21 protein-coding genes are annotated in these 24,980 nt (G+C 69.5%); 7 read left to right on the top strand and 14 right to left on the bottom strand.

Annotated features, from left to right (window positions below):
* Nucleotides 1-51: 51 nt before the first annotated feature.
* Nucleotides 52-972, top strand: a complete 921-nt coding sequence (locus AOK08_RS25020) for an AEC family transporter (protein WP_055530049.1) — start codon at nt 52-54, stop codon at nt 970-972.
* Between the two features lie 67 nt (nt 973-1,039).
* Here AOK08_RS25020 and AOK08_RS25015 read toward each other — a convergent pair whose 3' ends face one another.
* The 6 genes from AOK08_RS25015 to AOK08_RS24990 form a co-directional block, all read right to left on the bottom strand.
* Entirely contained in the window at nt 1,040-2,323 is a 1,284-nt protein-coding gene (locus AOK08_RS25015; RefSeq protein ID WP_055530067.1) for a thymidine phosphorylase, read from the bottom strand.
* A gap of 137 nt (nt 2,324-2,460) precedes the next feature.
* Nucleotides 2,461-2,865 (bottom strand): cytidine deaminase, encoded by a 405-nt coding sequence (locus tag AOK08_RS25010; protein WP_079054252.1) that lies wholly within the window; start codon nt 2,863-2,865, stop codon nt 2,461-2,463.
* A complete protein-coding gene (locus AOK08_RS25005) occupies nt 2,862-4,148 on the bottom strand; it encodes an ABC transporter permease (RefSeq protein WP_055530047.1) in 1,287 nt (428 codons plus the stop codon). The genes AOK08_RS25010 and AOK08_RS25005 overlap by 4 nt, the downstream gene beginning before the upstream one ends.
* Entirely contained in the window at nt 4,148-5,275 is a 1,128-nt protein-coding gene (locus AOK08_RS25000) for an ABC transporter permease (RefSeq protein WP_055530045.1), read from the bottom strand. The genes AOK08_RS25005 and AOK08_RS25000 overlap by 1 nt, the downstream gene beginning before the upstream one ends.
* A complete protein-coding gene (locus tag AOK08_RS24995) occupies nt 5,272-6,789 on the bottom strand; it encodes an ABC transporter ATP-binding protein (RefSeq protein ID WP_198539387.1) in 1,518 nt (505 codons plus the stop codon). The genes AOK08_RS25000 and AOK08_RS24995 overlap by 4 nt, the downstream gene beginning before the upstream one ends.
* Nucleotides 6,790-7,019: 230 nt before the next feature.
* Nucleotides 7,020-8,084 (bottom strand): BMP family lipoprotein, encoded by a 1,065-nt coding sequence (locus AOK08_RS24990; RefSeq protein ID WP_055530040.1) that lies wholly within the window; start codon nt 8,082-8,084, stop codon nt 7,020-7,022.
* Nucleotides 8,085-8,482: 398 nt separating this feature from the next.
* On the opposite strand from AOK08_RS24990, the gene AOK08_RS24985 reads away from it, so the two are divergent.
* On the top strand, nt 8,483-9,184 hold the full coding sequence (locus tag AOK08_RS24985; protein WP_055530038.1) for a DUF6445 family protein: 702 nt from the start codon (nt 8,483-8,485) through the stop codon (nt 9,182-9,184).
* Nucleotides 9,185-9,284: 100 nt separating this feature from the next.
* Here AOK08_RS24985 and AOK08_RS24980 read toward each other — a convergent pair whose 3' ends face one another.
* Nucleotides 9,285-10,553, bottom strand: a complete 1,269-nt coding sequence (locus tag AOK08_RS24980; protein WP_055530037.1) for an amidohydrolase — start codon at nt 10,551-10,553, stop codon at nt 9,285-9,287.
* A 313-nt stretch (nt 10,554-10,866) separates the two neighbouring features.
* Between AOK08_RS24980 and AOK08_RS24975 the strand changes: the two genes are divergently transcribed.
* Nucleotides 10,867-11,574, top strand: a complete 708-nt coding sequence (locus AOK08_RS24975) for a class I SAM-dependent DNA methyltransferase (protein ID WP_079054250.1) — start codon at nt 10,867-10,869, stop codon at nt 11,572-11,574.
* Between the two features lie 21 nt (nt 11,575-11,595).
* Here the strand turns inward: AOK08_RS24975 and AOK08_RS24970 are convergent, their stop codons facing one another.
* From AOK08_RS24970 to AOK08_RS24955, 4 genes are all read right to left on the bottom strand, one after another.
* The gene (locus AOK08_RS24970) at nt 11,596-12,843 is read right to left on the bottom strand and encodes a hypothetical protein (protein WP_055530036.1); all 1,248 of its coding nucleotides are present in this window, start codon (nt 12,841-12,843) and stop codon (nt 11,596-11,598) included.
* A 98-nt stretch (nt 12,844-12,941) separates the two neighbouring features.
* On the bottom strand, nt 12,942-13,877 hold the full coding sequence (locus tag AOK08_RS24965; RefSeq protein WP_055530034.1) for an N-acetylneuraminate synthase family protein: 936 nt from the start codon (nt 13,875-13,877) through the stop codon (nt 12,942-12,944).
* Nucleotides 13,878-13,890: 13 nt separating this feature from the next.
* Nucleotides 13,891-15,231 carry an N-acylneuraminate cytidylyltransferase gene (locus AOK08_RS24960; RefSeq protein ID WP_055530031.1) on the bottom strand — a complete coding sequence of 447 codons (1,341 nt, stop codon included), beginning with the start codon at nt 15,229-15,231 and terminating at the stop codon, nt 13,891-13,893.
* Nucleotides 15,232-15,281: 50 nt separating this feature from the next.
* Nucleotides 15,282-16,598 carry a DUF6716 putative glycosyltransferase gene (locus tag AOK08_RS24955; RefSeq protein WP_055530029.1) on the bottom strand — a complete coding sequence of 439 codons (1,317 nt, stop codon included), beginning with the start codon at nt 16,596-16,598 and terminating at the stop codon, nt 15,282-15,284.
* A gap of 198 nt (nt 16,599-16,796) precedes the next feature.
* Here AOK08_RS24955 and AOK08_RS24950 point away from each other — a divergent pair, with 198 nt between their 5' ends.
* From AOK08_RS24950 to AOK08_RS24940, 3 genes are all read left to right on the top strand, one after another.
* Nucleotides 16,797-17,783, top strand: a complete 987-nt coding sequence (locus tag AOK08_RS24950) for a glycosyltransferase family 2 protein (RefSeq protein ID WP_055530024.1) — start codon at nt 16,797-16,799, stop codon at nt 17,781-17,783.
* Complete coding sequence (locus AOK08_RS24945; RefSeq protein WP_055530022.1) at nt 17,783-19,162, top strand: alpha-2,8-polysialyltransferase family protein; 1,380 nt, start codon at nt 17,783-17,785, stop codon at nt 19,160-19,162. The genes AOK08_RS24950 and AOK08_RS24945 overlap by 1 nt, the downstream gene beginning before the upstream one ends.
* Nucleotides 19,163-19,535: 373 nt before the next feature.
* Entirely contained in the window at nt 19,536-20,732 is a 1,197-nt protein-coding gene (locus tag AOK08_RS24940) for an acyltransferase family protein (RefSeq protein ID WP_198539384.1), read from the top strand.
* A gap of 73 nt (nt 20,733-20,805) precedes the next feature.
* Here the strand turns inward: AOK08_RS24940 and AOK08_RS24935 are convergent, their stop codons facing one another.
* The 3 genes from AOK08_RS24935 to AOK08_RS24925 form a co-directional block, all read right to left on the bottom strand.
* The gene (locus AOK08_RS24935) at nt 20,806-22,155 is read right to left on the bottom strand and encodes a polysialyltransferase family glycosyltransferase (protein ID WP_055530020.1); all 1,350 of its coding nucleotides are present in this window, start codon (nt 22,153-22,155) and stop codon (nt 20,806-20,808) included.
* Nucleotides 22,152-23,138 carry a glycosyltransferase family 2 protein gene (locus tag AOK08_RS24930; protein ID WP_079054249.1) on the bottom strand — a complete coding sequence of 329 codons (987 nt, stop codon included), beginning with the start codon at nt 23,136-23,138 and terminating at the stop codon, nt 22,152-22,154. The genes AOK08_RS24935 and AOK08_RS24930 overlap by 4 nt, the downstream gene beginning before the upstream one ends.
* 125 nt (nt 23,139-23,263) lie before the next feature.
* Nucleotides 23,264-23,875, bottom strand: a complete 612-nt coding sequence (locus AOK08_RS24925; protein ID WP_055530051.1) for a TetR/AcrR family transcriptional regulator — start codon at nt 23,873-23,875, stop codon at nt 23,264-23,266.
* Between the two features lie 210 nt (nt 23,876-24,085).
* Between AOK08_RS24925 and AOK08_RS24920 the strand changes: the two genes are divergently transcribed.
* A partial coding sequence (locus AOK08_RS24920) for an FAD-dependent oxidoreductase (protein ID WP_157876777.1) occupies nt 24,086-24,980 on the top strand: 895 nt, incomplete at its 3' end.

The raw sequence follows: 24,980 nt of genomic DNA, 5'->3' as shown, positions 1-24,980 counted from the left end.
GCCCGCGACACCCCACGGCCACCTTCCCCCGCAGCTCACGAAGGAGGCCTCGTGCAAGGCGTGCTGACCGGGTACGCGGTGATCGCCGTGGTCATCGGCGTCGGTTACGTGATCGGGCTGCGCCGGTATCTCGGGGACAACGGGCGCGAGGTCCTCACCAAGCTCGCCTTCCACATCGCCACCCCGGCCCTGCTGTTCACCACGCTCGCCCGGGCCGACCTGTCGGTGGTCTTCTCCAGCCGGCTCCTGGTCACCGCGCTGAGCACCATCGCGGCGGCGAGTGTCTTCGTCGCGGTGGGCGTCGTACGCCGCTGGGGTGCCGGGCGTACGACGATCGGTGCCCTCTGCTCCAGTTACGTCAACGCCGGCAACCTCGGCATCCCGATCGCCGTGTATGTGCTGGGCGATGCCTCGCTCGTCGCGCCGGTAGTGCTGTTCCAGACCGTCCTGGTCGCACCGATCGCGCTGACCGTCCTCGATCTGACGACCACCGGTGAGAAGGGCTCGCTGTGGCGGCAGTTGATCACGCCGTTGCGCAATCCCATCGCCGTCGGATCGCTGTCCGGGGTGCTCGTGTCGGCGGCCGGGGTCGATGTTCCCGCGCCCGTTCTCGACCCGCTCACCCTGATCGGCGGCATGTCCGTGCCCGCCGTACTGCTGGCCTTCGGTATCTCGCTGTCCGGCAGCGCCCGGCCGTTGCGCGGCGCCGAGCGGACACCCGTACTGCTTGCGGTCGCCCTGAAGTCGGTGGGCCAGCCGGTGGCCACCTGGGCACTGGCCGCAGGTGCCTTCGGCCTGCACGGCGCGCCCCTGCTCGATGTGGTCGTCACCTCGGCCCTGCCCGCCGCGCAGAACCTCTTCACCTACGCGAGCCACTACCGCGTCGCGGAGAACCTGGCCCGCGAGTCCATCCTGCTGTCGACCATCCTCGCCGTACCGGTACTGGTGATCGTCGCCGCCCTGCTCGGCTGAACAACCGCCAGAGAAATGCGCCCAGGCCGGGGACTCCCCCCGCCCGGGCGCACCCTCTCCCCACCACCTACGCGATCCGCTCCAGCACCACCGGCGCCGCCGTGAACTCCGCGCCCTCTGCCCCGATGTCGTACGAGCCCTCGATCGCCTGGAGGGCGTAGTCGAAGCGCTCCGGGGTGTCCGTGTGGAGGGTCAGCAGGGGCTGGCCCGCCGTGACCGTGTCGCCCGGCTTGGCGTGCAGTTCGATGCCCGCGCCCGCCTGCACCGGGTCCTCCTTGCGCGCCCGGCCCGCGCCGAGCCGCCAGGCGGCGACGCCTACGCCGTACGCGTCCAGGCGGGTCAGGACGCCCGACGAGGGTGCCGTGATGACGTGCTGTTCCTTCGAGGTCGGCAGGGGCGCGTCCGGGTCGCCGCCCTGGGCCGCGATCATGCGGCGCCATACGTCCATCGCCGAGCCGTCCGCCAGCGCCTTCGCCGGGTCTGCGTCGCGGATGCCTGCCGCGTCCAGCATCTCTCGGGCCAGGGCCAGCGTCAGTTCGACCACGTCGGCCGGGCCGCCGCCTGCCAGGACCTCGACGGACTCCCGTACCTCCAGCGCGTTGCCCGCCGTCAGGCCGAGCGGCGTCGACATGTCGGTCAACAAAGCCACCGTGCGGACGCCATGATCCGTGCCCAGGCCCACCATCGTGGACGCCAGTTCCCGCGCGTCCTCGATCGTCTTCATGAAGGCGCCCGTGCCCACCTTCACGTCCAGGACCAGGGAGCCGGTGCCCTCCGCGATCTTCTTCGACATGATGGACGAGGCGATCAGGGGGATCGCTTCCACCGTGCCCGTGACATCGCGCAGCGCGTACAGCTTCTTGTCCGCCGGGGCCAGGCCGTCGCCCGCCGCGCAGATCACCGCGCCCGTGGTGTCCAGGACGTGCAGCATCTCCTCGTTGGAGAGCAGGGCGCGCCAGCCCGGGATCGACTCCAGCTTGTCCAGGGTGCCGCCGGTGTGGCCGAGGCCCCGGCCCGAGAGCTGCGGTACGGCCGCGCCGCAGGCCGCCACCAGGGGGGCCAGCGGGAGAGTGATCTTGTCGCCTACGCCGCCCGTGGAGTGCTTGTCCGCCGTCGGGCGGGACAGGGTGTCGAAGTTCATGCGCTCGCCGGAGGCGATCATCGCCGCCGTCCAGCGGGCGATCTCGCGGCGGTTCATGCCGTTCAGCAGGATCGCCATGGCGAGCGCGGACATCTGCTCGTCGGCGACCGCGCCGCGTGTGTAGGCGTCGATGACCCAGTCGATCTGCTCGTCGCTGAGTTCACCGCGGTCCCGCTTGGTACGGATGACGGAGATGACATCCATGGACAGGGTCGTCATGGCGTTGGCTTCCTTCCGGTGGTTCCCGTCTCTCTGAGAGCCGGTCGTGCTGCGGAATCGCGCGGCCCCCCGGAGTCGGTGCTCGACCAACTCCGAGGGGCCGTACGGGAGTTACGGGGTTACGCGAGTTACTTGGTGAGGTGGTCCGGGCCGAAGGCCTGGGGGAGCATCTCGGACAGGGGCAGGACGCCCGCCGGGGTCTCCAGCAGCAGGGTCTCGCCGCCGAACTCGTACAGGAGTTGGCGGCAGCGGCCGCACGGGACGAGGATCTCGCCCTTGCCGTCGACGCATGTGAAGTGCGTCAGCCGGCCGCCGCCAGTGAGCTGGAGCTCCGAGACCAGGCCGCACTCGGCGCACAGGCCGAGCCCGTACGACGCGTTCTCGACGTTGCAGCCCGAGACCGTACGGCCGTCGTCGACCAGGGCCGCGGCGCCGACCGGGTAGTCGGAGTACGGGGCGTACGCCCGGGACATCGCGTCCCGGGCCACCGCCCGCAGTTTCCCCCAGTCGAAAGCCGCGCCCTCGGTGGTCACTTGCCCTGGCCCTTCCGGTAGCGCATGCCGTCCGCCTTGGGCATCCGCAGACGCTGCGCGGACAGCGACAGCACCAGCAGCGTGACGACGTACGGGGTGGCGCCCACGAAGTCGCTCGGGACCTCGTCGGTCACCAGGTACCAGACCAGGACGCCCGCGCCCACCATGAGGCTGATGCCGCCCTGCCAGTGCGCCTTCTTGTACAGCTTCCAGCCGGCCATGGCCGCGAGGAGCACGACCAGCAGCAGGAGCAGCGCGTGGACGGTCTGGCCCCCGCTGCGCAGCTGAAGCGCGTCGGAGTAGCCGAACAGGGCCGCGCCCATGGCCAGACCGCCGGGCCGCCAGTTGCCGAAGATCATGGCGGCGAGGCCGATGTAGCCGCGCCCGCCGGTCTGGCCCTCCAGATAGGTGTGCGAGGTGACCAGCGCGAGGAAGGCGCCGGCGAGGCCGGCGAGGCCGCCGGAGACGGCCACGGCCGCGTACTTGTACTTGTAGACGTTGACGCCGAGGGACTCCGCGGCGATCGGGTTCTCACCGCAGGAGCGCAGCCGCAGGCCGAACGGGGTGCGCCACAGCAGCCACCAGCTGGCGACGAACAGCGCGAACGCCAGGACCGTCACCACGGACAGGTCGGTGACGAAACCGCCGAGGATGCCGGCGATGTCGGAGATCAGGAACCAGTGGTGGTTCTCGATGGAGTGCAGCCCGCTGGACAGGCCGGGGACGTCGAAGGTGGGCAGCGAGTCCACGGGCGGGGACTGCTTGGGGTTGCCGCCCGCGTCGGCCGCCTTGCCGGACACGAAGAAGAGCTTGGCGAGGTACTGGGTGGTGCCGACCGCGAGCAGGTTGATCGCGACACCGGAGACGATGTGGTCGACGCCGAAGGTGACGGTCGCGACCGCGTGCAGCAGACCGCCCAGGACGCCGAAGCCGACACCGCACAGCAGGCCGAGCCAGGGGCTGGACTGCCAGCCGATCCAGCCCGCGCCGAATGTGCCGAGGATCATCATGCCTTCGAGGCCGATGTTGACCACGCCGGAGCGCTCGGACCACAGACCGGCGAGACCGGCGAGACCGATCGGCACGGCGAGGCTGAGCGCGGCGGAGACCTGGCCCTCGGAGGTGAGCTGGTCGGAGCCGGAGATGACCCGGACCGCCGCGATGAGCAGCAGCGCACCGGCGACGATCATCAGGATCTGGCCGAGGGAGCGGCCGGAGCGGCGGTCGGCGGAGTGCGCCTTGGGGGCCGCGGGCGGCGGCGTGTCGGTCATCGTGGCAGTCATCACGCCACCTCCTGCTTCTGGGTCGTGGCTGCGGCCTGGGCGGCGAGCTCGGCGCCGACCCGCTGCTGCTGGCGCTTGAGTCCGTAGCGTCGTACGAGCTCGTAGGCGATGACGACGCACAGAACGATGACGCCCTGGATGACGCCGAGGATCTCCTTGTCGTACCCCTCGAACTCCAGGTGGTTGGTGGTGCGCTCCAGGAAGCCCCACAGCAGCGCGCCGAGGGCGATGCCGATCGGGTTGTTGCGGCCGAGCAGCGCGATGGCGATACCGGTGAAGCCGATGCCGAGGGGGAAGTCGTTGCTGAACTGGTGGCTGTCGTTGAGCAGGGTCGGCATGCCGATCAGGCCGGCCACCGCGCCCGAGATCAGCATGCTGGTGGCGATCATCTTCTTCACCGAGACACCGCTCGCGGCGGCGGCGGGCTCGGACTGGCCGACGGTACGCAGGTCGAAGCCGAACCGGGTGCGGCCGAGCACGAACCAGTAGGCGACGCCGATGGCCACGGCGATGACGATGAAGCCCCACAGCTCGCCCGAGGCGCCCGTGTCGATCTGGAAGAAGTACGACGACTCCGGCAGCGGCTTGGTGGAGACGACCGTGCCGCCGGACTGGAGTTCGGCGAGCTTTCCGGGCTGGAGGAGGTAGGCGATGATCGCGGTGGCGATCGAGTTGAGCATGATCGTCGAGATGACCTCGCTGACCCCGCGGGTCACCTTCAGGACACCCGCGATGCCCGCCCACAGGGCACCGGTCGCCATCGCGCACAGGATGATCAGCGGGATGGAGATCCAGCCCGGCGTGGTCAGCGCGCCGCCGAGGACGGCGGCGAAGAACGCGGCGATCCGGTACTGGCCGTCGACGCCGATGTTGAACAGGTTCATCCGGAAGCCGATGGCCACCGAGACACCCGCCAGGTAGTACGTCGTCGCCTTGTTCAGGATGTAGACCTGGCTGTCGCTGGCGGAGCCGTAGGTCACCATGTCGCTGAACGCGGCGCCCGGGTTCTTGCCGGTGGCGAGGATCACCAGGGTGGTGACGACGAGCGCGGCGACGACCGCCAGCAGCGGCGCCGCGATGCCGAGGAGCAGCCGCTCCTTGTCGATGCGTTGCGTCAGCTTCTTCATCGGGCGTCGTCCTCTGTGCTCTCCGGGCCGGAGGCCTCTGTGTGCTCCAGGTGGCCGGTGGCCGCGCCCGTCATGGCGGAGCCCAGCTCCTCGGGGGTGATCGTGGCGGGGTCGGCGTCGGCGACCAGACGGCCGCGGTACATCACCCGCAGGGTGTCGGAGAGCCCGATGAGCTCGTCCAGGTCCGCGGAGATCAGCAGCACGGCCAGGCCTTCCCGGCGGGCCTCGCGGATGTGGTCCCAGATCGCCGCCTGCGCGCCGACGTCCACACCGCGCGTGGGGTGGGCGGCGATGAGCAGCTTGGGCGCGTGGCTCATCTCGCGGCCGACGATCAGCTTCTGCTGGTTGCCGCCGGAGAGGGAGGCGGCGGTGACGTCGATGCCGGGGGTGCGGACGTCGTACGCCTCGATGATGCGCGTGGTGTCGGTGCGGGCCGCCTTGATGTCGAGCAGCTGGCCGCGCGAGTTGGGCTTCTCGGTGACGTGGCCGAGGATGCGGTTCTCCCACAGCGGGGCCTCGAGGAGCAGTCCGTGGCGGTGGCGGTCCTCGGGGATGTAGCCGACGCCGGCCTCGCGGCGGTGGCGGGTGGGCGCGTGGGAGATGTCGGTGCCGTCGAGGGTGATGGCGCCGGCGTCGGGGTCGCGGATGCCCATGATCGCCTCGACCAGTTCGGACTGGCCGTTGCCCTCCACACCGGCGATGCCGAGGACCTCGCCCTTGTGGATGGTGAAGGAGATGTTGTCGAGGATGATGCGCTCGACGCCGTCGAGGTCGGTCTGGGCCAGGTGCAGGCCGTCCAGCTTGAGGAGCGGGACGTCGGTGACCGTGGACTCCTCGGTCTCCGGGGTGGGCAGTTCGCTGCCGACCATCAGCTCGGCGAGCTGCTTGGGAGTCGTACCGGCGGGCTCGACCGTGCCGACGGTGGTGCCCCGGCGGATGACGGTGATCTCGTCGGCGACGGACAGGACTTCGCCCAGCTTGTGGGAGATGAAGATGACGGTGAGGCCCTCGGCCTTCAGCTCGCGCAGGTTGTCGAAGAGGGCGTCCACCTCCTGCGGCACGAGGACGGCGGTGGGCTCGTCGAGGATGAGCGTCTTGGCGCCTCGGTAGAGGACCTTGAGGATCTCCACGCGCTGCCGGTCGGCGACGCCGAGCTCTTCCAGGAGGACGTCCGGGCGGACGTTCAGGCCGTACGCGTCGGAGATCTCCCTGATCTTCGTACGGGCCTTGGCGCCGATGCCGTGCAGCTTCTCCGCGCCGAGGACCACGTTCTCGAGGACGGTGAGGTTGTCGGCGAGCATGAAGTGCTGGTGCACCATGCCGATGCCGCGCGCGATGGCGTCGGCGGGGGTGTGGAAGGTGACCGTCTCGCCGTTCACCGTGATGGTGCCCTCGTCCGGCTGCTGCATGCCGTAGAGGATCTTCATCAGGGTGGACTTGCCGGCGCCGTTCTCGCCGCACAGGGCGTGCACGGTGCCGGTGCGGACGGTGATGTCGATGTCCTTGTTGGCCACGACACCGGGGAAACGCTTGGTGATACCGCGCAGTTCGACGGCAGCGGGAGGGCTGGACGCGTTGATGGCGCACTCTCCTCGGGGAAAAGGGCTGCGTAGGGGAGGGCATGCGTCGAGGACGCTAGCGCGTCAACCCCGAGCTACACGCGTAGAGTTGACACATTGTTATGGCTCGACGAGGGGGTTGTCGACCCCCTCGTCGAGCCAAGGCTCCGGCGGGAACCGTGAGGTCAGCTGGTCTTGACCGTGATGGTGCCGTCGACGATCTTCTTCTTCGCCTCGTCCAGCTTGGGCTGGATGTCGTCGATGAAGCCACCGCTGGTGGCCAGGCTGACGCCGCCCTTGGCGAGCGAGTAGTTCTGCTGGCCGGTCAGCGGCTTGCCGTCGTTGACGGACTTGATGAAGTCGTAGACGCCGACGTCGACGTTCTTGACCATCGAGGTGAGGATCGAGTTCTTGTACTTGGCCAGACCCGGGATGTTGTACTGGTCCGAGTCCACGCCGATGGCCCAGGCGCCCTTGACGCCGGAGACGGCCTCGATCGAGCCGTTGCCGGAGGAGCCGGCCGCGGCGTAGATCACGTCGGCACCGGCGTCGAGCATGCCGGACGCGGCCTCCTTGCCCTTGTCGGGGCTGGCGAAACCGGAGAAGTCCGAGCCGTGGGTCAGGTACTGGACGTCGACCTTGACCTTGGGGTTGGTGTCCTTGACGCCCTGGACGTAGCCCGCCTCGAACTTCTTGATCAGCGGGGTGTCCACGCCGCCGATGAAGCCGACGTGGTTCTTCTTGGTCTTCAGCGCCGCGGCGACACCGGCCAGGTAGGAACCCTGCTCCTCGGTGAAGGTGATGCTGTCGACGTTCTTCGAGGTCGCGACCGAGTCGATCAGGCCGAAGCTGACCTTCGGGAACTTCGGGGCGACCTTGTCGACCGAGGTGGCGTAGGAGAAGCCGACGGCGACGATCGGGTTGTAGCCGGCGTCCGCCAGGTCGGTCAGGCGCTGCTCGCGGTCGGCCTCCGTGTCGGAGCTCTTGGCGGTCAGCTCCTTGATGGAGCCGCCGAACTCCTTCGCGGCCTTGTCGGCACCGCGCGCGGCGGAGTCGTTGAACGAGCGGTCACCACGGCCGCCGACGTCGTAGGCGAGACCGATCTTGATACCGCCCTTGCCACCGCCCGACGAGGAGGAGGGCGAGGTCGAGCTGCTGTTCTCGGAGGACGTGCTGCCACAGGCAGTGGCAGTCAGTGCGAGAGCTGCGGTCGCGATACACGCAGCGGAAAGCTTGGCTACCCGGCGCACGGGGGGCTCCTTCACCTGACCTGAGCGCCTTGTCGGCGCTTCATGTGAGCACCATGACAGTGCTCGGGTCCGGACGCCCCAGTGGCGCCGGCTTCGCGGCATCGTAACGCGCGTAGATGTCAGAAAATAACCCGCACGGAAGCCGTTATCGATTCGAGGCAAACGCCTTCTGAACTCGTGCTCTTACGGCTTCGGGGCCGTTGGTTTCCGAGAGTGCACGAATGGCTTACAACCGTGTTGCGCCAATCGGCGGAGCGGCCCCCGAAGGAACCGCCACCTCACCACGGATACTCGTGATCAAGATGTACGTCTCCACTGGCCGAAGGTTGACCGAAGCCGGGCAAAAGTTGACCGAGTACGGACACAGGCAAAACCAAGCCCGTCCTACCTTCTGGCCCATGCCCCCACAACCTCCGCCCCACCTCAGGGCGCCCGCCGCCCGCCCCGTTCTCCCGGTACTGCCCTACCGCAAGCCCACCAAGGGCCGCGACTACTGGGTCCTGGACGACGTCCTGCCCGGTGTGGACGCCGTACGCGAGCGGTGTCTCGCCAAGGACGACTGGACGAAGGGCCACCCCTACACCTCGGAGAGCTGGCCGGGGCTGCGGGCGATGCCGGGCCTCGAACCCGCCGAGCTGGGGCGGATCGAGCGGCTGGTGCGGCAGGCGACCGGTGCGAAGGAACTCTGGGTGCAGCAGGCCCCCGGCGGCGGCACCCTCAACCACAACTGCGTCCAGGTGGTCGGCGAGGGCGAGAGCACGCCCCGCCCGCACACGGACTCACGGGCGCTGTGCCGGTACGCGGCCGTGCTCTACCTCAACCCGGGCGTCCCCAAGGACTGCGGCACCAGTTTCTTCCGCCAGTCACTGCCCGGCGGCCGGCTCGGCGGCAACACGGTCCAGGCCCCGCACAACAACCTCGTCGACGCGCTGGGCACGCGGTTCGTGGCACCGGACGCCTTCGAGGAGGACGTACGCGTCCCGCACAAGTACAACCGTCTGCTTCTCTACAACGCCAACCTCGTGCACAGCGCGACCGGTTACTGCGGGACGACGCTGGAGGAGAAGCGGATGACGGCGGTGTTCTTCTGGATGGCGTGAGCCCCTTCTCACTTCCGCGCCCTTCAGTACGACCGCAGCCCCGGTCGCGTGGACCGGGGCGCTGTGTCGAGCGACCGGAAGGGACCCCTCCCCGGCCTTCCTACTTCTGCCGCTCCTGCGCGTCCAGCAGCACGGCGGCCGTGAACAGCTCCACACCCACCGTGATCGCGTACTCGTCGGCGTCGAAGTCGCCCTGGTGCAGATCGCGCGAGACCCGGTCCTCCGGCCTGCGGACGCCGAGGCGGGCCATCGCGCCCGGTACGTGCTCCAGGTACCAGGAGAAGTCCTCGCCGCCGAGGCTCTGCGCGGTGTCCTCGACGGAGTGGGCGCCGCGCCGGGCGGCCATCGCGTCGCGGAGCAGCTCCGTGACCTCCGCGTCGTTGACGACGGGCGGCACGCCGCGTACGTAGGTGATCTCCGACTTGGCCCGGTACAGGCCGGCGATCTCGTCGACGGCCGCGTGGATGATGTCGGGGGCCTGGTGCCAGGTGTCGAGGTCGAGGCAGCGGACGGTCCCGGACAGCTCGGCGTGCTGCGGGATCACGTTGCAGGCGTGCCCCGACTCGATCCGTCCCCAGGTCACCGAGAGCCCGCTGCGGGCGTCGACGCGCCGGGAGACGAGCGCGGGCACGTCGGTGGCGACGCGGGCGACGGCGGTGACGAGGTCGGTGGTGAGGTGGGGGCGCGCGGTGTGGCCGCCGGAGCCGTCGAGCGAGATCTCCACGCGGTCGCAGGCGGAGGTGATCGGGCCGTGGCGCAGGCCGATCCGTCCGGCGTCGACCTTCGGGTCGCAGTGCACGGCGATGATCCGGCCGATCCCGGTGAGCGCGCCGCACTCGATGGCGTCGGCGGCGCCGCCGGGCAGCACCTCCTCGGCGGGCTGGAAGATCAGCCGCACCGGCCTCGGCAGCCGGCCCTGCCGGTGCAGCTCGGCGAGGACGAGCCCGGCGCCGAGGACGACGGCCGTGTGCACGTCGTGGCCGCAGGCGTGGGCGCGGCCGGGCACGGTGGAGCGGTACTCGCACTCACTCTTCGTGTCCGGGATCGGGAGGGCGTCGATGTCGGCGCGCAGGGCGAGCGCGGGCACAGCGGTGCCGCCGTCCTGGTCGCGGTCCTGCCCTGCGGGGGCGGTGCCGATGTCGCCGATGTCACAGATGAGCCCGGTTCCGGTGGCGAGCACGCGCGGGTGAAGGCCAGCCTTCTCCAGGCGCGCCTTGATCGCGGCGGTGGTGCGGAACTCCTGGTTGCCGAGCTCCGGATGCATGTGCATGTCGCGCCGGAAGGCGATGAGTTCGGCGCGCAGCGCCTCCGGCAGCGTGCCGGGTAGCACGGCCACCCCGGGAAGATCGGCCTCGGGCTCTCGGGACATCAGTTGATTCACCCTCTGAAGGGTAGGACGCCCGGGCGGTCGAATGACCACGATCGACAAAATTTCAACCTGTCAGAGCAGAAAATCCGACCGCCGGAGGCATACTCACGAACTGGGACGGGTAAACTCGCGGCCCTTTCCCGGCAGCCACTCACTCCACCCTCGTCCAGGTTGCCACGCCCCGCAGCACGCCGCGGAACTGTCCACCCACCGAAACGTCCGGGGTCACGGGGCATGAACATTGGCCGCACAGTCTCCGCCGCCCGCGTAATCGCCCCTTGGGCCGCGCCGCCCGCCGGTAACGTGGATCTCCGTGACCGCCCCGAACCAGGTGTCCGTACCGGACTCCATACAGGCCGCCGTACCGGACTCACCGGACTTCCTCCACGCCACCCGCGCGTCCTACGACGCCATGGCCGCCGACTACACAGAGCGATACGCGGACCCCTTGGCGGATCTTCCCCTGGACCGCGCCCTCGTCGGCGCCTTCGCCGAGCTGGTGCGGTCCCAGGGTCCCGCGCCCGTCGCGGACATCGGCTCCGGCCCCGGCGGGGTCACCGCGAGAGTGCACGCCCTCGGCGTCCCGGTGTTCGGTGTGGACCTGTCGCCGCGCATGGTGGCGCTGGCCCGCCGGGCCCACCCCGAGCTGCGGTTCCACGTCGGCTCGATGACGTCCCTGGACCTCCCGGACGAGACCCTGGGCGGGGTCCTGGCCCTCTACTCGATCATCCACGTCCCGGACGCGGCCCTGCCCACGGTTTTCGCGGAGTTCCACCGTGTCCTGGCCCCCGGCGGCCATGTCCTGCTCGGTTTCCAGTCGGCCGCCGCCGACGACGACCATCTGCACCTCACGGAACGCTTCGGCCACGAGATGTCGCTGGACTACTGGTTCCGTACGTCGGCCAAGGTGGCCGGACTCCTGGCCGCGGCGGGGCTGACCGTGCGGGCGCGCACGGTCCGGGAGCCGGACGAGGACGAGAAGCGCCAGCGGACCTATCTGCTGGCGCGCAAGCCGCTGTAGCGGGGTTGAGGTGACGGGCGGTCAGCCCGTCGCCTTCGCTTCCCTCACCTGCCGGTCCGACTCGGACTCCGACTCCGTCGACACCCGCTGCACGTCCCGGGCCGATCCCGTGACGCCCGAGAGGAAACCCTGCGCCCGTGGTGACGCCTTCGCGGTGAGCCAGGCCGGGTCGATGTCGCAGACGGCGACCTTGACGTCCGTACCGGCCAGGGCCAGCGGGAGGGTGTGGACGACCGTGGAGGGGAAGCTGAGGATCGTACGGCCGATGGGGCCGCGGCGGGCGATCAGTTCCAGGGGGAGGTCCGGGCGGACCACTTCGAGGCCCGTGCAGGCGGCCAGGTCGTGGAGTTTCTCGGCGCTCTCGCGGCGGTGGGCGAAGTAGCGCGTCACGCCGTGCGCCCTGGCCAGGTCGCGGACCGCTTCGCGGTAGCGGTCGGCGTCGACGACGCCCGTCTCCACCAGCGACGTACCGACCAGGTCGGCGCCCTCGGAGATGTGCGGGGGGCCGAAGCGGGACCGGGTCCAGGCGAAGTCGTTGGACGTGACCTCGACGCCCGCGGGGGTGTCCTCGATCGGCATCGAGGAGAAGATCTCGACCCGGCGCCTGCCCCCCGGGGTCAGCCGGCGGCGGGCCTTGGACGACACCGGGATGAACAGCAAATCCCGCGCTCCGGGTCGCTGCGACTTGCGGTGCCAGCGCACCAGGCGCTCACCGCGCGCGAGTTGGGAGACGAACTCCATCGTCGCCGTGCCGTCGTCGACCACGACGAGGTCGCGGGCCTTGGTGATGTTGAGGAGTACCTGTACGTAGCGGGAGAAGGGGTCTCCCATGACGATCCGCCCGGTCCTGCGCAGCAGCGGGGCGAGCGAGCCGATCGTGCGGAAAGGGGCCGAGGTACCGGCCCGCGCGTCCTCCCAGCGGACCTCGTGGCCCTCCTCGCGGGCCAGTTCGGCCATACGGCGCAGTTGGCCCCGGGTCATCGGGTCGACCGGGGAGAGGACCACCAGGGTCAGTCCCCCGTCGGCGGGGTCCCGGCGGACCGCCGGCCCGCTCTGGGCCCTGCGCAGGCGGCGCGACGCCTGTCCGGGGACCCTTGCGGCGAACTTGCCCGTTCTGCGGGCGGAAACAGCCGGCGCCGGACCGCCGGCCCCCTCCGGGCTGGGCGCGTGCGCGTGCGCATGCGCCCATTCCAGCACGTTCAGGAGCTGGACCGGGCTCTCGACGAAGGCGAGAGTGTGGGGGCCGGTGGTACCGGCGCGTGGGCTCATCGACGTACGACCGTCGCTTCCGTGAGTACGGACTGGGGGATCCGCTGGGACGACAGTGGTCACCGGCTGGCGCCGGTGAAGCCGCCGAGTGGTACGGATCAGGCGGTGACGGGCTCGCCCGCGGCAGCCGCGATCTCCGCATCGGCGATGACGCCGGAGACACGACGGAGCTTCTTCATCGGGCCGATCTCGGACTCGTAGACCTTCTTGACGCCGTCGCCGAGGGACTCGGAGATGGTGCGGATGTCACGGACGAGGCGGGTCAGGCCCTGCGGCTCGACGGAGGCGGCCTGGTCGGAGCCCCACATCGCGCGGTCGAGGGTGATGTGACGCTCGACGAAGGTGGCACCGAGGGCGACCGCGGCCAGCGTGGTCTGCAGGCCCGTCTCGTGGCCGGAGTAGCCGATCGGGACGTTCGGGTACTCCTTCTCCAGCGTGTTGATGACGCGGAGGTTGAGCTCCTCGGCCTTCGCCGGGTACGTCGAGGTGGCGTGGCAGAGCAGGATGTTGTCGCTGCCGAGGACCTCGACCGCGTGACGGATCTGCTTCGGGGTGGACATACCCGTCGACAGGATGACCGTACGGCCGGTCTTGCGCAGGGCGACGAGCAGCTCGTCGTCCGTCAGGGACGCGGAGGCGACCTTGTGGGCCGGGACGTCGAACTTCTCCAGGAACGCGACGGCCTCGGTGTCCCACGGGGAGGCGAACCAGTCGATGCCGCGCTTCTTGCAGTGCTCGTCGATCTTGCGGTAGTCGTCCTCACCGAACTCCACACGGTGGCGGTAGTCGATGTAGGTCATGCGGCCCCAGGGGGTGTCCCGCTCGATGTCCCACTGGTCGCGCGGGGTGCAGATCTCCGGGGTGCGCTTCTGGAACTTGACGGCGTCACAGCCGGCCTCGGCGGCCACGTCGATCAGCTTGAAGGCGTTCTCGAGGTCACCGTTGTGGTTGATGCCGATCTCGCCGCAGATGTAGACGGGCTGGCCGGGACCGGCGGTCTTCGAGCCGAACGAGCGCAAGCGGGTGGAGGTCATGACTTTTGGTTCCTTACTTCGTGTTGAGGGGGTCGAGAGAGGGGCCGAGGATCCAGCTGGCGATCTCTCGGATCGCGCCGTCGCCGCCGGGAACGGTGGTGACCGCGCGTGCGGCGCCGCGCACAACGTCGTGGGCGCTTGCGACCGCCACGGGCCAGCCCACCAGGGCGAAGCACGGGAGGTCGTTGACGTCGTTGCCGACGTAGAGCACGCGCTCCGGCGCGATGCCCTGCTCCTCGCACCACTGCTTCAGCGCGAGGTCTTTCCGGTCGATGCCGTGCAGCACGGGAAGCTGTAGCTTCCGTGCGCGGGCGGCGACGACCGGGTTCTGCTCCGAGGACAGGATCAGCATGGTGAGGCCGCTCCTGCGCAGGGCCGCGATGCCGAGGCCGTCGCCGCGGTGCACGGAGACGAACTCCTGTCCTTCGGAGTCGATCAGCACCCTGTCGTCTGTCTGGGTGCCGTCGAAGTCGAGTACGACCGCGTCGATGTCGTCGGCGGTCGGGAGGGCGCCGGGGCGGTTCGCGTCGAAGAGCGTCGCGAGGGCCCGGGCGCGGGCGAGGTCGTGCGGGTCGTCGATCTCCAGCACACGGGCCGGGTCGGTGCGCACGGGTTCGGTGTGACCGAAGAAACGGTGCTGCGACTTGCGGAAGCCCGCCGCGTCCATGGCGTAGACGGCGCCGGTCTCCAGGAGGTCCTGGGGGCGGTCCTGGCGGCGGGGCCGGAAGGACTTGTCGTGGTTGACGCCGTAGCCGCCGCCGACGGTGGTCGCCGTCTCGGTCTCGGTGGCCACGGAGCCGGTGCCGCCCTCGGCGGCCGTGCTCTCACCGGCGGTGTGCTCACCGGGCGCCGACTGCGGGTCGTCGGCCGCGTCGCGCCAGATGAAGCCGTGGAAGGGAGCGACGGTCAGCGCGCTGTCCGCGCCGTTGTGCACAACGGCGTTGACGACGCCGTCGACGTCCTCGCGGATGATGAACGGGCTGGTGCACTGCACGAGCAGGACCACGTCGACCTTGGCGTCGTGCAGCGTCTCGTGGGCGTCCAGGGCGTGCAGGACGGCGGCCTCGGAGGTCGCGGTGTCACCGGCGATGGCAGCAGGGCGCAGGACGACCTCGGCGCCGGCCTGACGGGCGGCGGCGGCGATCGCCTGGTCGTCGGTGGAGACGACGACGTCCGTGACCAGCTTGGCGGCGAGGCACTCGCGCACCGCGCGGGCGACCAGCGGGACCCCGCCGACGGGCAGCAGGTTCTTCGCGGGCACGCCCTTGGAGCCGCCTCTCGCGGGGATGACGGCGAGCACGCGGGGCCGCGCGGTCGCTCGGCCCGCTTCCAGGTTGGACTCCGGGTTGGACATTGCCTGCACTCCTTGACGCTCTTCGCGTGTTCGACGGGGGATCCGGTGGGTCACAGTTCCCCCATCCGCCGGATCACGGGCGCGACGCGCTGCACGCCGTGCCGGTAGGCGCCGCGGGCCGCGCGACGCACGATCTGCCGCACCGCTCCCGGCTCCTTGTCGGCGGCCGGCGCCCCGGGCAGCGGAACGCCGTCGGGGCCGAGGTGGTGCCGAGCGAGAATACCCGGCAAATATCCGGGCGCCGTCATCGGTGTGTAGTACGGGGCCAGGCGCGGAAGCTTCGAGGATCCCAGAAGCCGGTCGATCCTGTCCCGTGCCGCGTCGAAGGCGGTCTCGTACGACCCATCTGCGGCAACGCCCTGCCGGGCCACCCACTCGGCGTCCGGGACGGGCCGGTGACCGGCGTCCAACTGCTCCCAGGAGGCGAGGCATCCGGAGCCGATGAAGTGGTGGTTGCCGAGCGCCTCGCGCACACCGAGGTCGCTCAGTACGACGGTCGGGATGCTGCGGTGCAGGGATTCCAGCGCGGCCGTGGAACTGATGGTGACCAGCAGGTCAGTGCGGTCCAGGACCTCGCCCATGTGCCCGTAGACGAGCTTGAAGTTGGCCGGCAGGTCGGCCCGCTGGGCCAGCTTCTGGTAAGGCAGTTCCTCGATGTGCGTGGTGTGCTCGCCGGGCTTGGAACGCAGTTTGAGCAGCACCTCGCGCTCCGGATGCAGCCTGGCGTGCTGCACGAGCCGGTCGAGGAGATACGTACGGTCCTTGCGGCTCTCCGGGACGGACGGCTGCGCCGCGAACACCACGGTGTAGGGGTGACCATGCTCACCTGTGTACGTCTTGCCGCCCAGGAAGGGGAGTGCGACTTCGGTCACAGAGGACGAATCGGCACCGACTCCGTCGTACACGGCCTTGAAGCGGTCCGCGTCCTGGCGGGAGTTGGCCAGGACCAGGTCGGCGCCGTGCCGCAGCAGGAGCCCGTCGGCGAGCTTTTCGTAGACGACCCCGACATAGCCGGTGACGACGACGGGACGCAGGGCCGTCTCGTCCCACACCTGTGCCAGTCCGTGCAGCATCGCCTGGACGCCACCGCCGACCAGGGCGAGCACGAGGATGTCGTACGGCTCCTCCTGGTCCATGGCACGCAGGAACTCCAGGGCGGTCACCTCGCGGAGCGAGTCCGCTCTGACACCGACCTCCTGGAGCTGGCGGGCGGTGGGGGTGGCCCGGCCTCTGAGGAGGTAACCGTCAAGATGAATGTCCGAATTATCAGGAGAAATACGGCTGGCTGTGAGCGCACCCCACTTCCACCGAGTGTCGGAATCGGCTAGGACGGCGACCCTCATGGGGCTCGTGGTACTGGCTGGCACGCCCAAGACCTTAAGCCGACAAGGGGGGCTTCCACCCAATCCCGAGGCAACAAAGGGTTAACAAAGGGTCGCGTCGACTTGAATCAAGGCATCAAACGTGCAGAAAACCTCTTGATTCACCGGTCGGACACATGTAGTTCACCCGACATCAAACCCCGGGTAAAGTGGGACCACCGGAGAGGCTCTAACCTCGGACTCGTGGTCAAGCTCTCCGTCATCGTGCCGTTCTACAACGTGCAGCAATACGCGCCCGACACTCTGAAGAGCCTGCGCGCCAACACGCGCGAGGACTTCGAGTTCATCCTCGTCGACGACCGTTCGACCGACGAGACTCCGGACATCCTCGCGCGCGCAGAGCGCGAGCTGCCGGGCGCCGTGCTGGTCAGCCACGAGAAGAACGGAGGCCTGGCCACCGCCCGCAACACCGGTATCGACAAAGCGCGTGGCGAATACCTCACGTTCCTCGACGGCGACGACTGGCTCGCACCCGGCTATTTTCCCCAACTCCTCGCCGCAATTGAGGACTTGGGCTGCGATTTCGTCCGTACGGACCATGTCCAGTGCACCAGCAGGGCGCGGGCGATCCACCGGGTCCCGCACGGCCGGCGCGGGGTCGTGATGTCGCCGCGGGACGCGATCCTGCCCACCGACCGCACCACCTCCGTCGACTACGCCTACGCCTGGGCCGGCATCTACCACCGCCGGCTCGTCGACCGCGGCATCCTGCACTTCACCGACGGGCTGCGTACGGCGGAGGACCGGCCGTGGATCTGGAAGCTGCACCGGGAGGCGGAGTCGTTCGCCGCGGTGGGGCTGCTCGGCGTCTTCTACCGGCGGGGGGTCGCCTCCTCGCTCACCCAAATCGGTGATGTTCGCCAACTCGACTTCATCCGGGCCTTCGACCAGGTCATCGAGGAGACGGCCCGGGACCCCGAGGCCGATAGGCTGCTGCCGAAAGCAGTGCGCACCTACTGCGCGATCATGGCTCATCATCTCGGAGCGATCGAGAGGTTCGAACCCGCCGTGGCCCGAAAACTGCGCTCGCTGAGCGCCGCCGCGCTGAAGCGGATGCCGCAGGACGTCCTCGCGGAGGCCATCGACTCAATGGACGCCCAGCGGGCCAACCGGCTGCGGAAGGTACGGCGCAGGCCCGTCTCCGCGTCCGCCGGGACGGTGTCCGTCTGATGCCCGGCAGCCACAAGCCCCGCACCACGCAGATCTTCTGCGCCTCGACGCTGTACGGCGCCGCCACGCTGGCCGCCGCCCTCGACGCCGGGCTCTTCGAGCCGGCCGACCGCAGACTGCTGCTGATCACCAACAACGCGGCCAACCCCGAGATCACCCCCGGGGTCGACGCGATGTCCGGATTCAACCGGCTTCGCGGGCGGTTCGACGAGGTCCTGTCCTGGAACGAGACGATCGCCCCGTTCCACCCCAGCGGCTGGGGTCCCCGCGCCGACGACGTCCCGCTGTGGGAGCGGCATCTGCGGCTGCTGTGGAACCTCGGTGACGACAACATCCAGTTGGCCGTCGAGTCCGTGCAGGTCAACCCGGCCCTCGCGCTGTGCCAGCTGTTCACCGGCGCCCCCGTCGACGTCTACGCGGACGGCCTCATAAGTTACGGCCCCACGCGCGACAAGATCGACGCGCTGGTCGGCACCCGCATCGGGCGCCTGCTGCACCTCGATCTCGTCCCGGGCCTCACCCCGCTGCTGCTCACCGAGTTCGGCGTGCCCGCCGAACTGGTGCCGTCCGAGGCGTTCCTGAAGGTGCTGGGCGAACTCGCCGAGGCCGGGGACGCGTCGCTGTCCCGGGAGAGCCTCCCCGAGGGCCGGCCCGCGCTGCTGCTGGGCCAGTACCTCTCCGCGCTCGGCATCCTCACCCCGCACGAGGAAGAGGAGCTGCATCTGCGCATGGTGCGCGGCGCGGTGAAGGCGGGACACCTCTCCCTCGTCTTCAAGCCGCACCCGACCGCGCCCACGGCCTGGTCGCGGTCCCTGGAGACCGAGGCGAAGAAGCTCGGCGCGGAACTCACCGTCCTGGACGGGCCCGTGCTCGCCGAGGTCCTCTTCCAGCGGCTGCGTCCCGCGCTGGTCGTCGGCTGCTTCTCGACCGGCCTGTTCACGGCCGCCGGTCTGTACGGCATCCCGGTCGCCCGGGTCGGCACGGACACCGTGCTGGAGAAGATCACGCCGTACCAGAACAGCAACCGCGTGCCCCTGACCATCGTCGACCTGCTGCTGCCGGACCTCGCGGACGCCAAGGCCGTCAAGAAGTGGTCGATGCCGTCGGACAAGCAGGTCGCCAAGGACCTGGCCGGGCTCATCAAGGCGATCGGCTTCTGCATGCAGCCCCGGATCTATCCCCGGCTGCGCCCGGAGGCGGAGAACTACCTCTCCAAGCACCTCACCGAGCAGACCTGGCGCTACTTCAAGCGCCGCCGTCTCACCTCGCTGGCACTGCCGGGCGCGCTGCCGTCCCAGCTGTCGTTCATCCCGCGCAACGCGACGGTGCGCCGGATCGCGCGCCGGGCCAGGGCGCTCAGCAGAACCGTCAAGCGGTGACCGCCGGATCAGCGGTGACCGGCAAGTCCATTAATCAGTGAATCCGTGAATCCGTGAATCCGTGAATCCGGTTAAGTCTGCGCATCCATGAGCCGCAGAGTCCGGGAGTCTGAGAGCCTGTGACAACGGACACCGCGCGGATTTGATCCGCCGAACGCGTCGTCCCCCGGTCCGGATACGGACAGCGGGGGGCGACGCGCGCGTGTCCGTACGCACCCTGGGCCTTGCCCATACACATGTGTGCATACGTCAATGAGCTGACCGGTTGTTCATCCGTCAGAGTTGTGTGCTACCTCTTTGGGTTGCCCCTGACTCTCCGGGTTGCCGTCGACGAGTCAGCCTCTCTCTTGTCCCCGCTGCGAAAGGCCACCCGATGACCGCGGCCGACCAGACCATGGCCCCTCCGCTACCGGCGCCCACGCCGGGCCCCGGGTCCGGGAGTGCCGAACCGGCCGCCGCATCCGCCTCCGCCGGTGCCAAGCGCCGCCCGGTCAGCCGGCTGAAGGCGCTGGACGGGCTGCGGCTGGTGGCCGCGCTGATGGTCTGCATGTACCACTTCGCCGGGAAGAACGGCCAGGTCGCCGAGTCCTGGCACCAGTCGCCCGGCCTGATGTTCCCGACCCTGTCCCGGTTCGCCACCTACGGCAGCCTCGGGGTGCAGTTCTTCTTCGTCATCAGCGGCTTCGTCATCTGCATGAGCAGTTGGGGCAAGACGCTCGGCGACTTCTTCCGCTCGCGCATCGCCCGTCTCTACCCGGCGTACTGGGTCGCGATCGTCATGGTCACCGCCGCCTCGTTCCTGATGCCGGTGGTCGTGAAGCATGTGCGCGGCGACGAGTTCCTGGTCAACCTCACGATGATGCAGCAGCCGATGGGCGTGCCGCGCGTCCTTGGCGTGTGCTGGACGCTGTGGGTGGAGCTCAAGTTCTACGTGCTGTTCGCGCTGTTCGTGGTCTGGAAGGGCGTCACCTACCGCCGTGTGGTGACCTTCTGCATCCTGTGGACGCTGGCCGGCGCCTTCGCCCGGGTCGCGGACAACCCGCTGATCACCGAACTCACCTTCCGTGACCACGCCCCCTTCTTCATCGGCGGCCTGGCCCTGTACCTGATCCACCGCTACGGCAGCGACCTGCTCCTGTGGGGCATCGTCGGCATGTCGTACCTGCTGGGCCAGCGCTACTCGGTGACGGCGCTGTGGCACCCGGGCGCGCAGGGCGACTTCGTGCGCAACCCGCACGTCATCCAGCTCATCGTGCTGCTCGCCTTCGCCTCCGTGGCGGTGGTGGCGCTGGGCTGGACGAGCTGGGCGAACTGGAACTGGCTGACGATGGCGGGCGCGCTGACGTACCCCTTCTATCTGATCCACGAGCACCTGGGCTGGTTCTTCATCCGGGTCCTGCACCGCGGCTGGGGCCTCGACCCGTACGTGACGATCCTCGCGTCGGTGGCGTCCCTGCTGTCGCTGGCCTACCTCATGCACAGGTTCGTCGAGAAACCCTTCGGTTCCCGGCTGAAGCGGACGATGACGCTCCAGTCGAAGAAGCTGGGCGAGAAGCTGAAGCAGGCGTAGCGGACGGCGGACAGCGGTCGCGAAGGGGCCCGGGGTCGGATACCGACCCCGGGCCCCTTCGTGTTCACTCCGGTCAGGACTGCGCGGCCCTGATCTTCTTGACGACCTTGCGGACCGTCGGGTTGCGGCGCAGCGTCTCCGCGCGGACCGTGCTGCCGCCGGGGAGGCGGAGGCTGGTCAGGCGGCGCTTCTTGAAGTAGTGCGCGTTGTCCGACAGATGGACCGACAGCCACGCGGCGACCTCGTCGCGCAGTTGCGGGTGCTTGCGGGACTGCATGCAGTACCCGACCGCCTTCACCAGCGGCGAGAGCCGCTCGACCAGGCCGGGGTCGTCGGACGGCGTGCCGATGCTGGACGCGAGGTCGCGTTCGGCGTCGGGCAGGGCCGCGTCGATGATGGTGAGCGGGATGCGGTTGCTGTTCTCGTACGGCGTGATGGCGTCGAGGAGCGACTCCGTGCCGACGCGGGCGACCGGGATGCCGTAGAAGGTGGCCGCGGTCATCAGCGCCGTGGAGAAACAGCCGACGACGAGCTGCGGCTTCAGGTACGCGAACACCGTCTCCGCGAGCACCGGTTCGTTCAGCACGCTCAGGTGCACGCCGAGTTCCGTGGCCGCTGTCTGCAGTGAGGTGGAGTACGCGGCCGGGGCGCTCGGGTGCGGCTTGAACAGGACGGCCGTGTGACCGGCCCGGGCCGCGGCCTTGAGCATCCGGACGTGCAGCTCCTCCTCTTCCTCCTGGGTGATCAGATTGATGGCGGACAGGTACTGGCCGAGGAGCACGGCCGTCGGGCGGTTCTCGACCGGGATGCGGGCGGCCAGGATGTCGGCCCCCTGCTCCCCGATCTCGTTGAGTACGCCGACGATCGGCTCGTTGGGGATCGGCACCGGCTCCACGCCGTACTCGGCGAGCAGCAGGGGCCGAAGGCCCGGTATGAGGTCGAGGTGCAGCACCCGCGCGATGCGGCTGCTCATGCCGTGCGGGATCCGGTTGCGGGTGGGGCCGTAGCTCATCAGGCCGTCCGCGTACACATGGATCGGGCTGTCGGCGAAGATCTCGGCGACCGCGCGGGAGGGGTTCGCCTGGATCGACTCGCAGGCGATCTCGACGGGCTCGTCACCGAGGTTCCAGGCCAGGCGTACGGCCTTCTCCCACATGATGGCGTCCTGCGCGCGGGGGGACCAGCCGGCCGGGTGGTGCGGGGAGATGAACTCGTTCCAGGAGCGCACCTCGTCGAACTCGGGCCGCAGCTTCTCGAAGCCGGCCATTCTGTCGAGCGGGGTGCCGACCTCCGGGATGGCGGCCGTGTTGCTGACGACCAGGATGCGGCGGTGGTCCTCGCGCGGGCCGAAGAGACCGGCGCGGATCGCGGCGGTGACGGTCGCCGCCGCGTACTGCGTCGCCGAGAAGAAGATCTGGATCATGCCGCGATTCCCTTCATACCGCCGCGCACGCGCCGCAGCAGGTGGACGCGCTGTTCGCCCATCCCGATGAGGGCGGCCTGGAGCTCGTCCTCGGACATCTTGTTCAGCGCGTCGGCGCTCATCTGCCGCAGCTTGGCGGCGGTGGGCCGGTCGAACCGGCTGCGCTGGAGCAACTGGTGCGCGATGACGACGCAGTAGTTGCGCAGCGCCTTCTTGCGCAGCAGCCCGACCTCGGGGTCGCTGGCGAGTTCGGCGAGTACGAGGTCGAAGGACCGGAAGAAGTCGAGCTGGCGGACGTCGCCGATCTGGGTGAGGGAGGTGGTGACACCCCGGCGGTAGAAGACGCCGCGCAGGCTGGCGGCCACGTAGGAGTCGGCCCTGCGGTGCAGGTCCCAGATCCAGGGGCGGTCCTCGGCGGTCTTGAGGCCGTCGTGGAAGCGCAGCATGCCCTTGTCGAGGAGGCGGCGGTGGTAGACGCCGGCCCAGGCGTAGGGGTAGTCGACCATCGTGGTGTCGTCGACCGGGAGGATCGAGGTGCGCGGGTCGAGCGGCACGTTCCGGCGGCCCTCGGGGGCCCGGTGGACGGCCCGCTCGATGCCGTTGACCTGGACGTGGTCGGTGCGCACGAAGTCGACGTCGTGGCGCTGGATGACGTCCACGAGGTCCTTGAGATAGCCCGGGGCCAGCCAGTCGTCACCGTCGAGGAAGGTGAGGTAGGTGCCTTCGGCCGCGTCGATACCGGTGTTGCGGGCGGTGGCGAGGCCACCGTTCTGCTCGTGCTGGATCACCCTGCCGTGCTTCAGCCGCTTCGTCAGCTCCAGCAACGCCTCGTAGGTCTTGTCCTTCGTCGAGCGGTCCTCGATGAAGATGAACTCGAAGTCGTCCTGGTCGTTGTTGACGAGACTCGTCACTGTGTCCGAGACATAAGTCTCGATGTTGTAACAAGGGACGATGACGGACAGTATCGGGGGACGATTGGTCACGCGCACACCTGGGCTCTCTCAGCTGCAGATTTCCGCGACAGTAAGAGTTGTTCGGCGCCGCGTGTCAACCCGGTTCCGACCGGGCAGCACTCGGCGGTTCCGGACCGGTCCGAACTCGCAGCGCGTCACGACGACTTGCCGCACGTCATCACGTACGTCGCCCTGATCCCTGCGAGCACCAGCTCCAGCCCTTCCTCGAACTGTCGGTCGTAGTCCTGGAAGACCTCGGCGCCGGCCGCGGCCGACAGAGGAAAGTCTGCCATCCGCCGGGCCCGCTCCTCGACGTCGTACCCTTCCCGGCGCTCGCCGGGCAGCGGCTGGACGCCCTGCTCCTCCGTGACGAAGCCAATCGTATAGACGTAGGCGGTCATGTTCGCCCGCACCGCCTGGGCCGGGGTGAAGCCCGCCTCGGCGAAGCAGCGGAGGTTCGCCTCCATCTGGACGGCGTGCTCGACACCGGTGAACCGGGAGCCGCTGAACACCTTGGCGCCGTCTCGGTAGCCGAGGAGCGCGTCGCGCAGACCGCGGCTCACGGCGAGCAGGCGCTCGTCCCAGGGGGTGCCGGGACCGGGGGCCAGAGTGGCGGCCATGCGCCGGTACATCTCGGTGGCCATCTCGTCGAGCAGGGCCTGCTTGTCCTTGAAGTGCCAGTACAGGGCGGGTGCCTTGACGTCCAGCTCCTTGGCGATGGCCCGGAGGGTGAGCCCGTCGAGACCGACCTCGTTGAGGAGTCTCAGGGCGGTGTCCGCGACGCGTTCGCGGTCGAGGGGGGCCCGGCGAGCAGGTCGGCGGCCGGTTGATTCTGCCTGCTCGGCTGGTTCGGACGGTTCGGTTCGTTCGGGGGGTTCCGCTGCTTCCGTACTCACGGTTGACAACTTAACACCGTTAAGGCCACCCTCGGAGGGCGGGGTTACTTAACAGCGTTAAAGAGATGGGAGACAGTGGTCATGATGACCGACGTACTGGTGGTGGGTGCCGGTCCCACCGGACTGGCGCTCGCCGTGGACCTCGCGCGGCGCGGGGTGGACGCGGTGGTCGTGGAGCGGGCCGAGGGGCTGTTCCCGGGGTCGCGGGGCAAGGGCATCCAGCCGCGCACGATGGAGGTCTTCGACGATCTCGGGGTGGTGGACGCGATCCGGGCGGCCGGTGGCCCGTACCCGGCCGGGGTGATCTGGCAGGGCGGCGAGCGGGTGGGCGAGCACCGGATGTTCGACCCGGCGGAGGGCGGGTCGGATGAGGGCGGGACCTCTCCGTACGGCGGCGAGCCGTGGATGGTGCCGCAGTGGCGGACGCAGGAGATCCTGTTCGCGCGGCTGACGGAGCTGGGCGGCCGGGTGGAGTTCGGCCGCGAGGCGGTCGGCGTCGAGCAGGACGCGGAGGGGGTGACGGTCGGCTTCGCGGCCGGGGCGCCCGTCCGCGCGCGGTACGTCGTCGCGGCCGACGGTGGCCGCTCGGCGGTCCGCCGGGCGCTGGGCATCGGGATGACGGGCGGACCGGTCGACCCGGACCCGGTCCTCGTGGCCGACGTACGGATCACCGGCCTGGACCGCGACAACTGGCATGTCTTCCCGCCCGGGACGGACGGCGCGGGCTTCCTCGCGATCTGCCCGCTGGCCGGGACGGCGGACTTCCAGCTCGTGGCCCAGTTCCCGGAGGGTGAGGGTGAGCGTCCGGACCTGTCCCTTGAGGGCATCCGGAAGGTCGTCGCCACCCGCTCGCATCTCGCCCCGGAGGACGTGACCGAGGTCCGCTGGGCCTCGGACTTCCGCCCGCGCGCGGCACTGGCGGACAGCTTCCGGTCCGGCCGGGTGTTCCTCGCCGGGGACGCGGCGCACGTCCACT

Origin of the sequence: Streptomyces graminilatus, assembly GCF_001418565.1 — a bacterium.
Classification (GTDB): domain Bacteria; phylum Actinomycetota; class Actinomycetes; order Streptomycetales; family Streptomycetaceae; genus Streptomyces; species Streptomyces graminilatus.
Note: the sequence above shows the minus strand (reverse complement) of the source record. Positions and strands in the feature narration are given on the sequence as shown.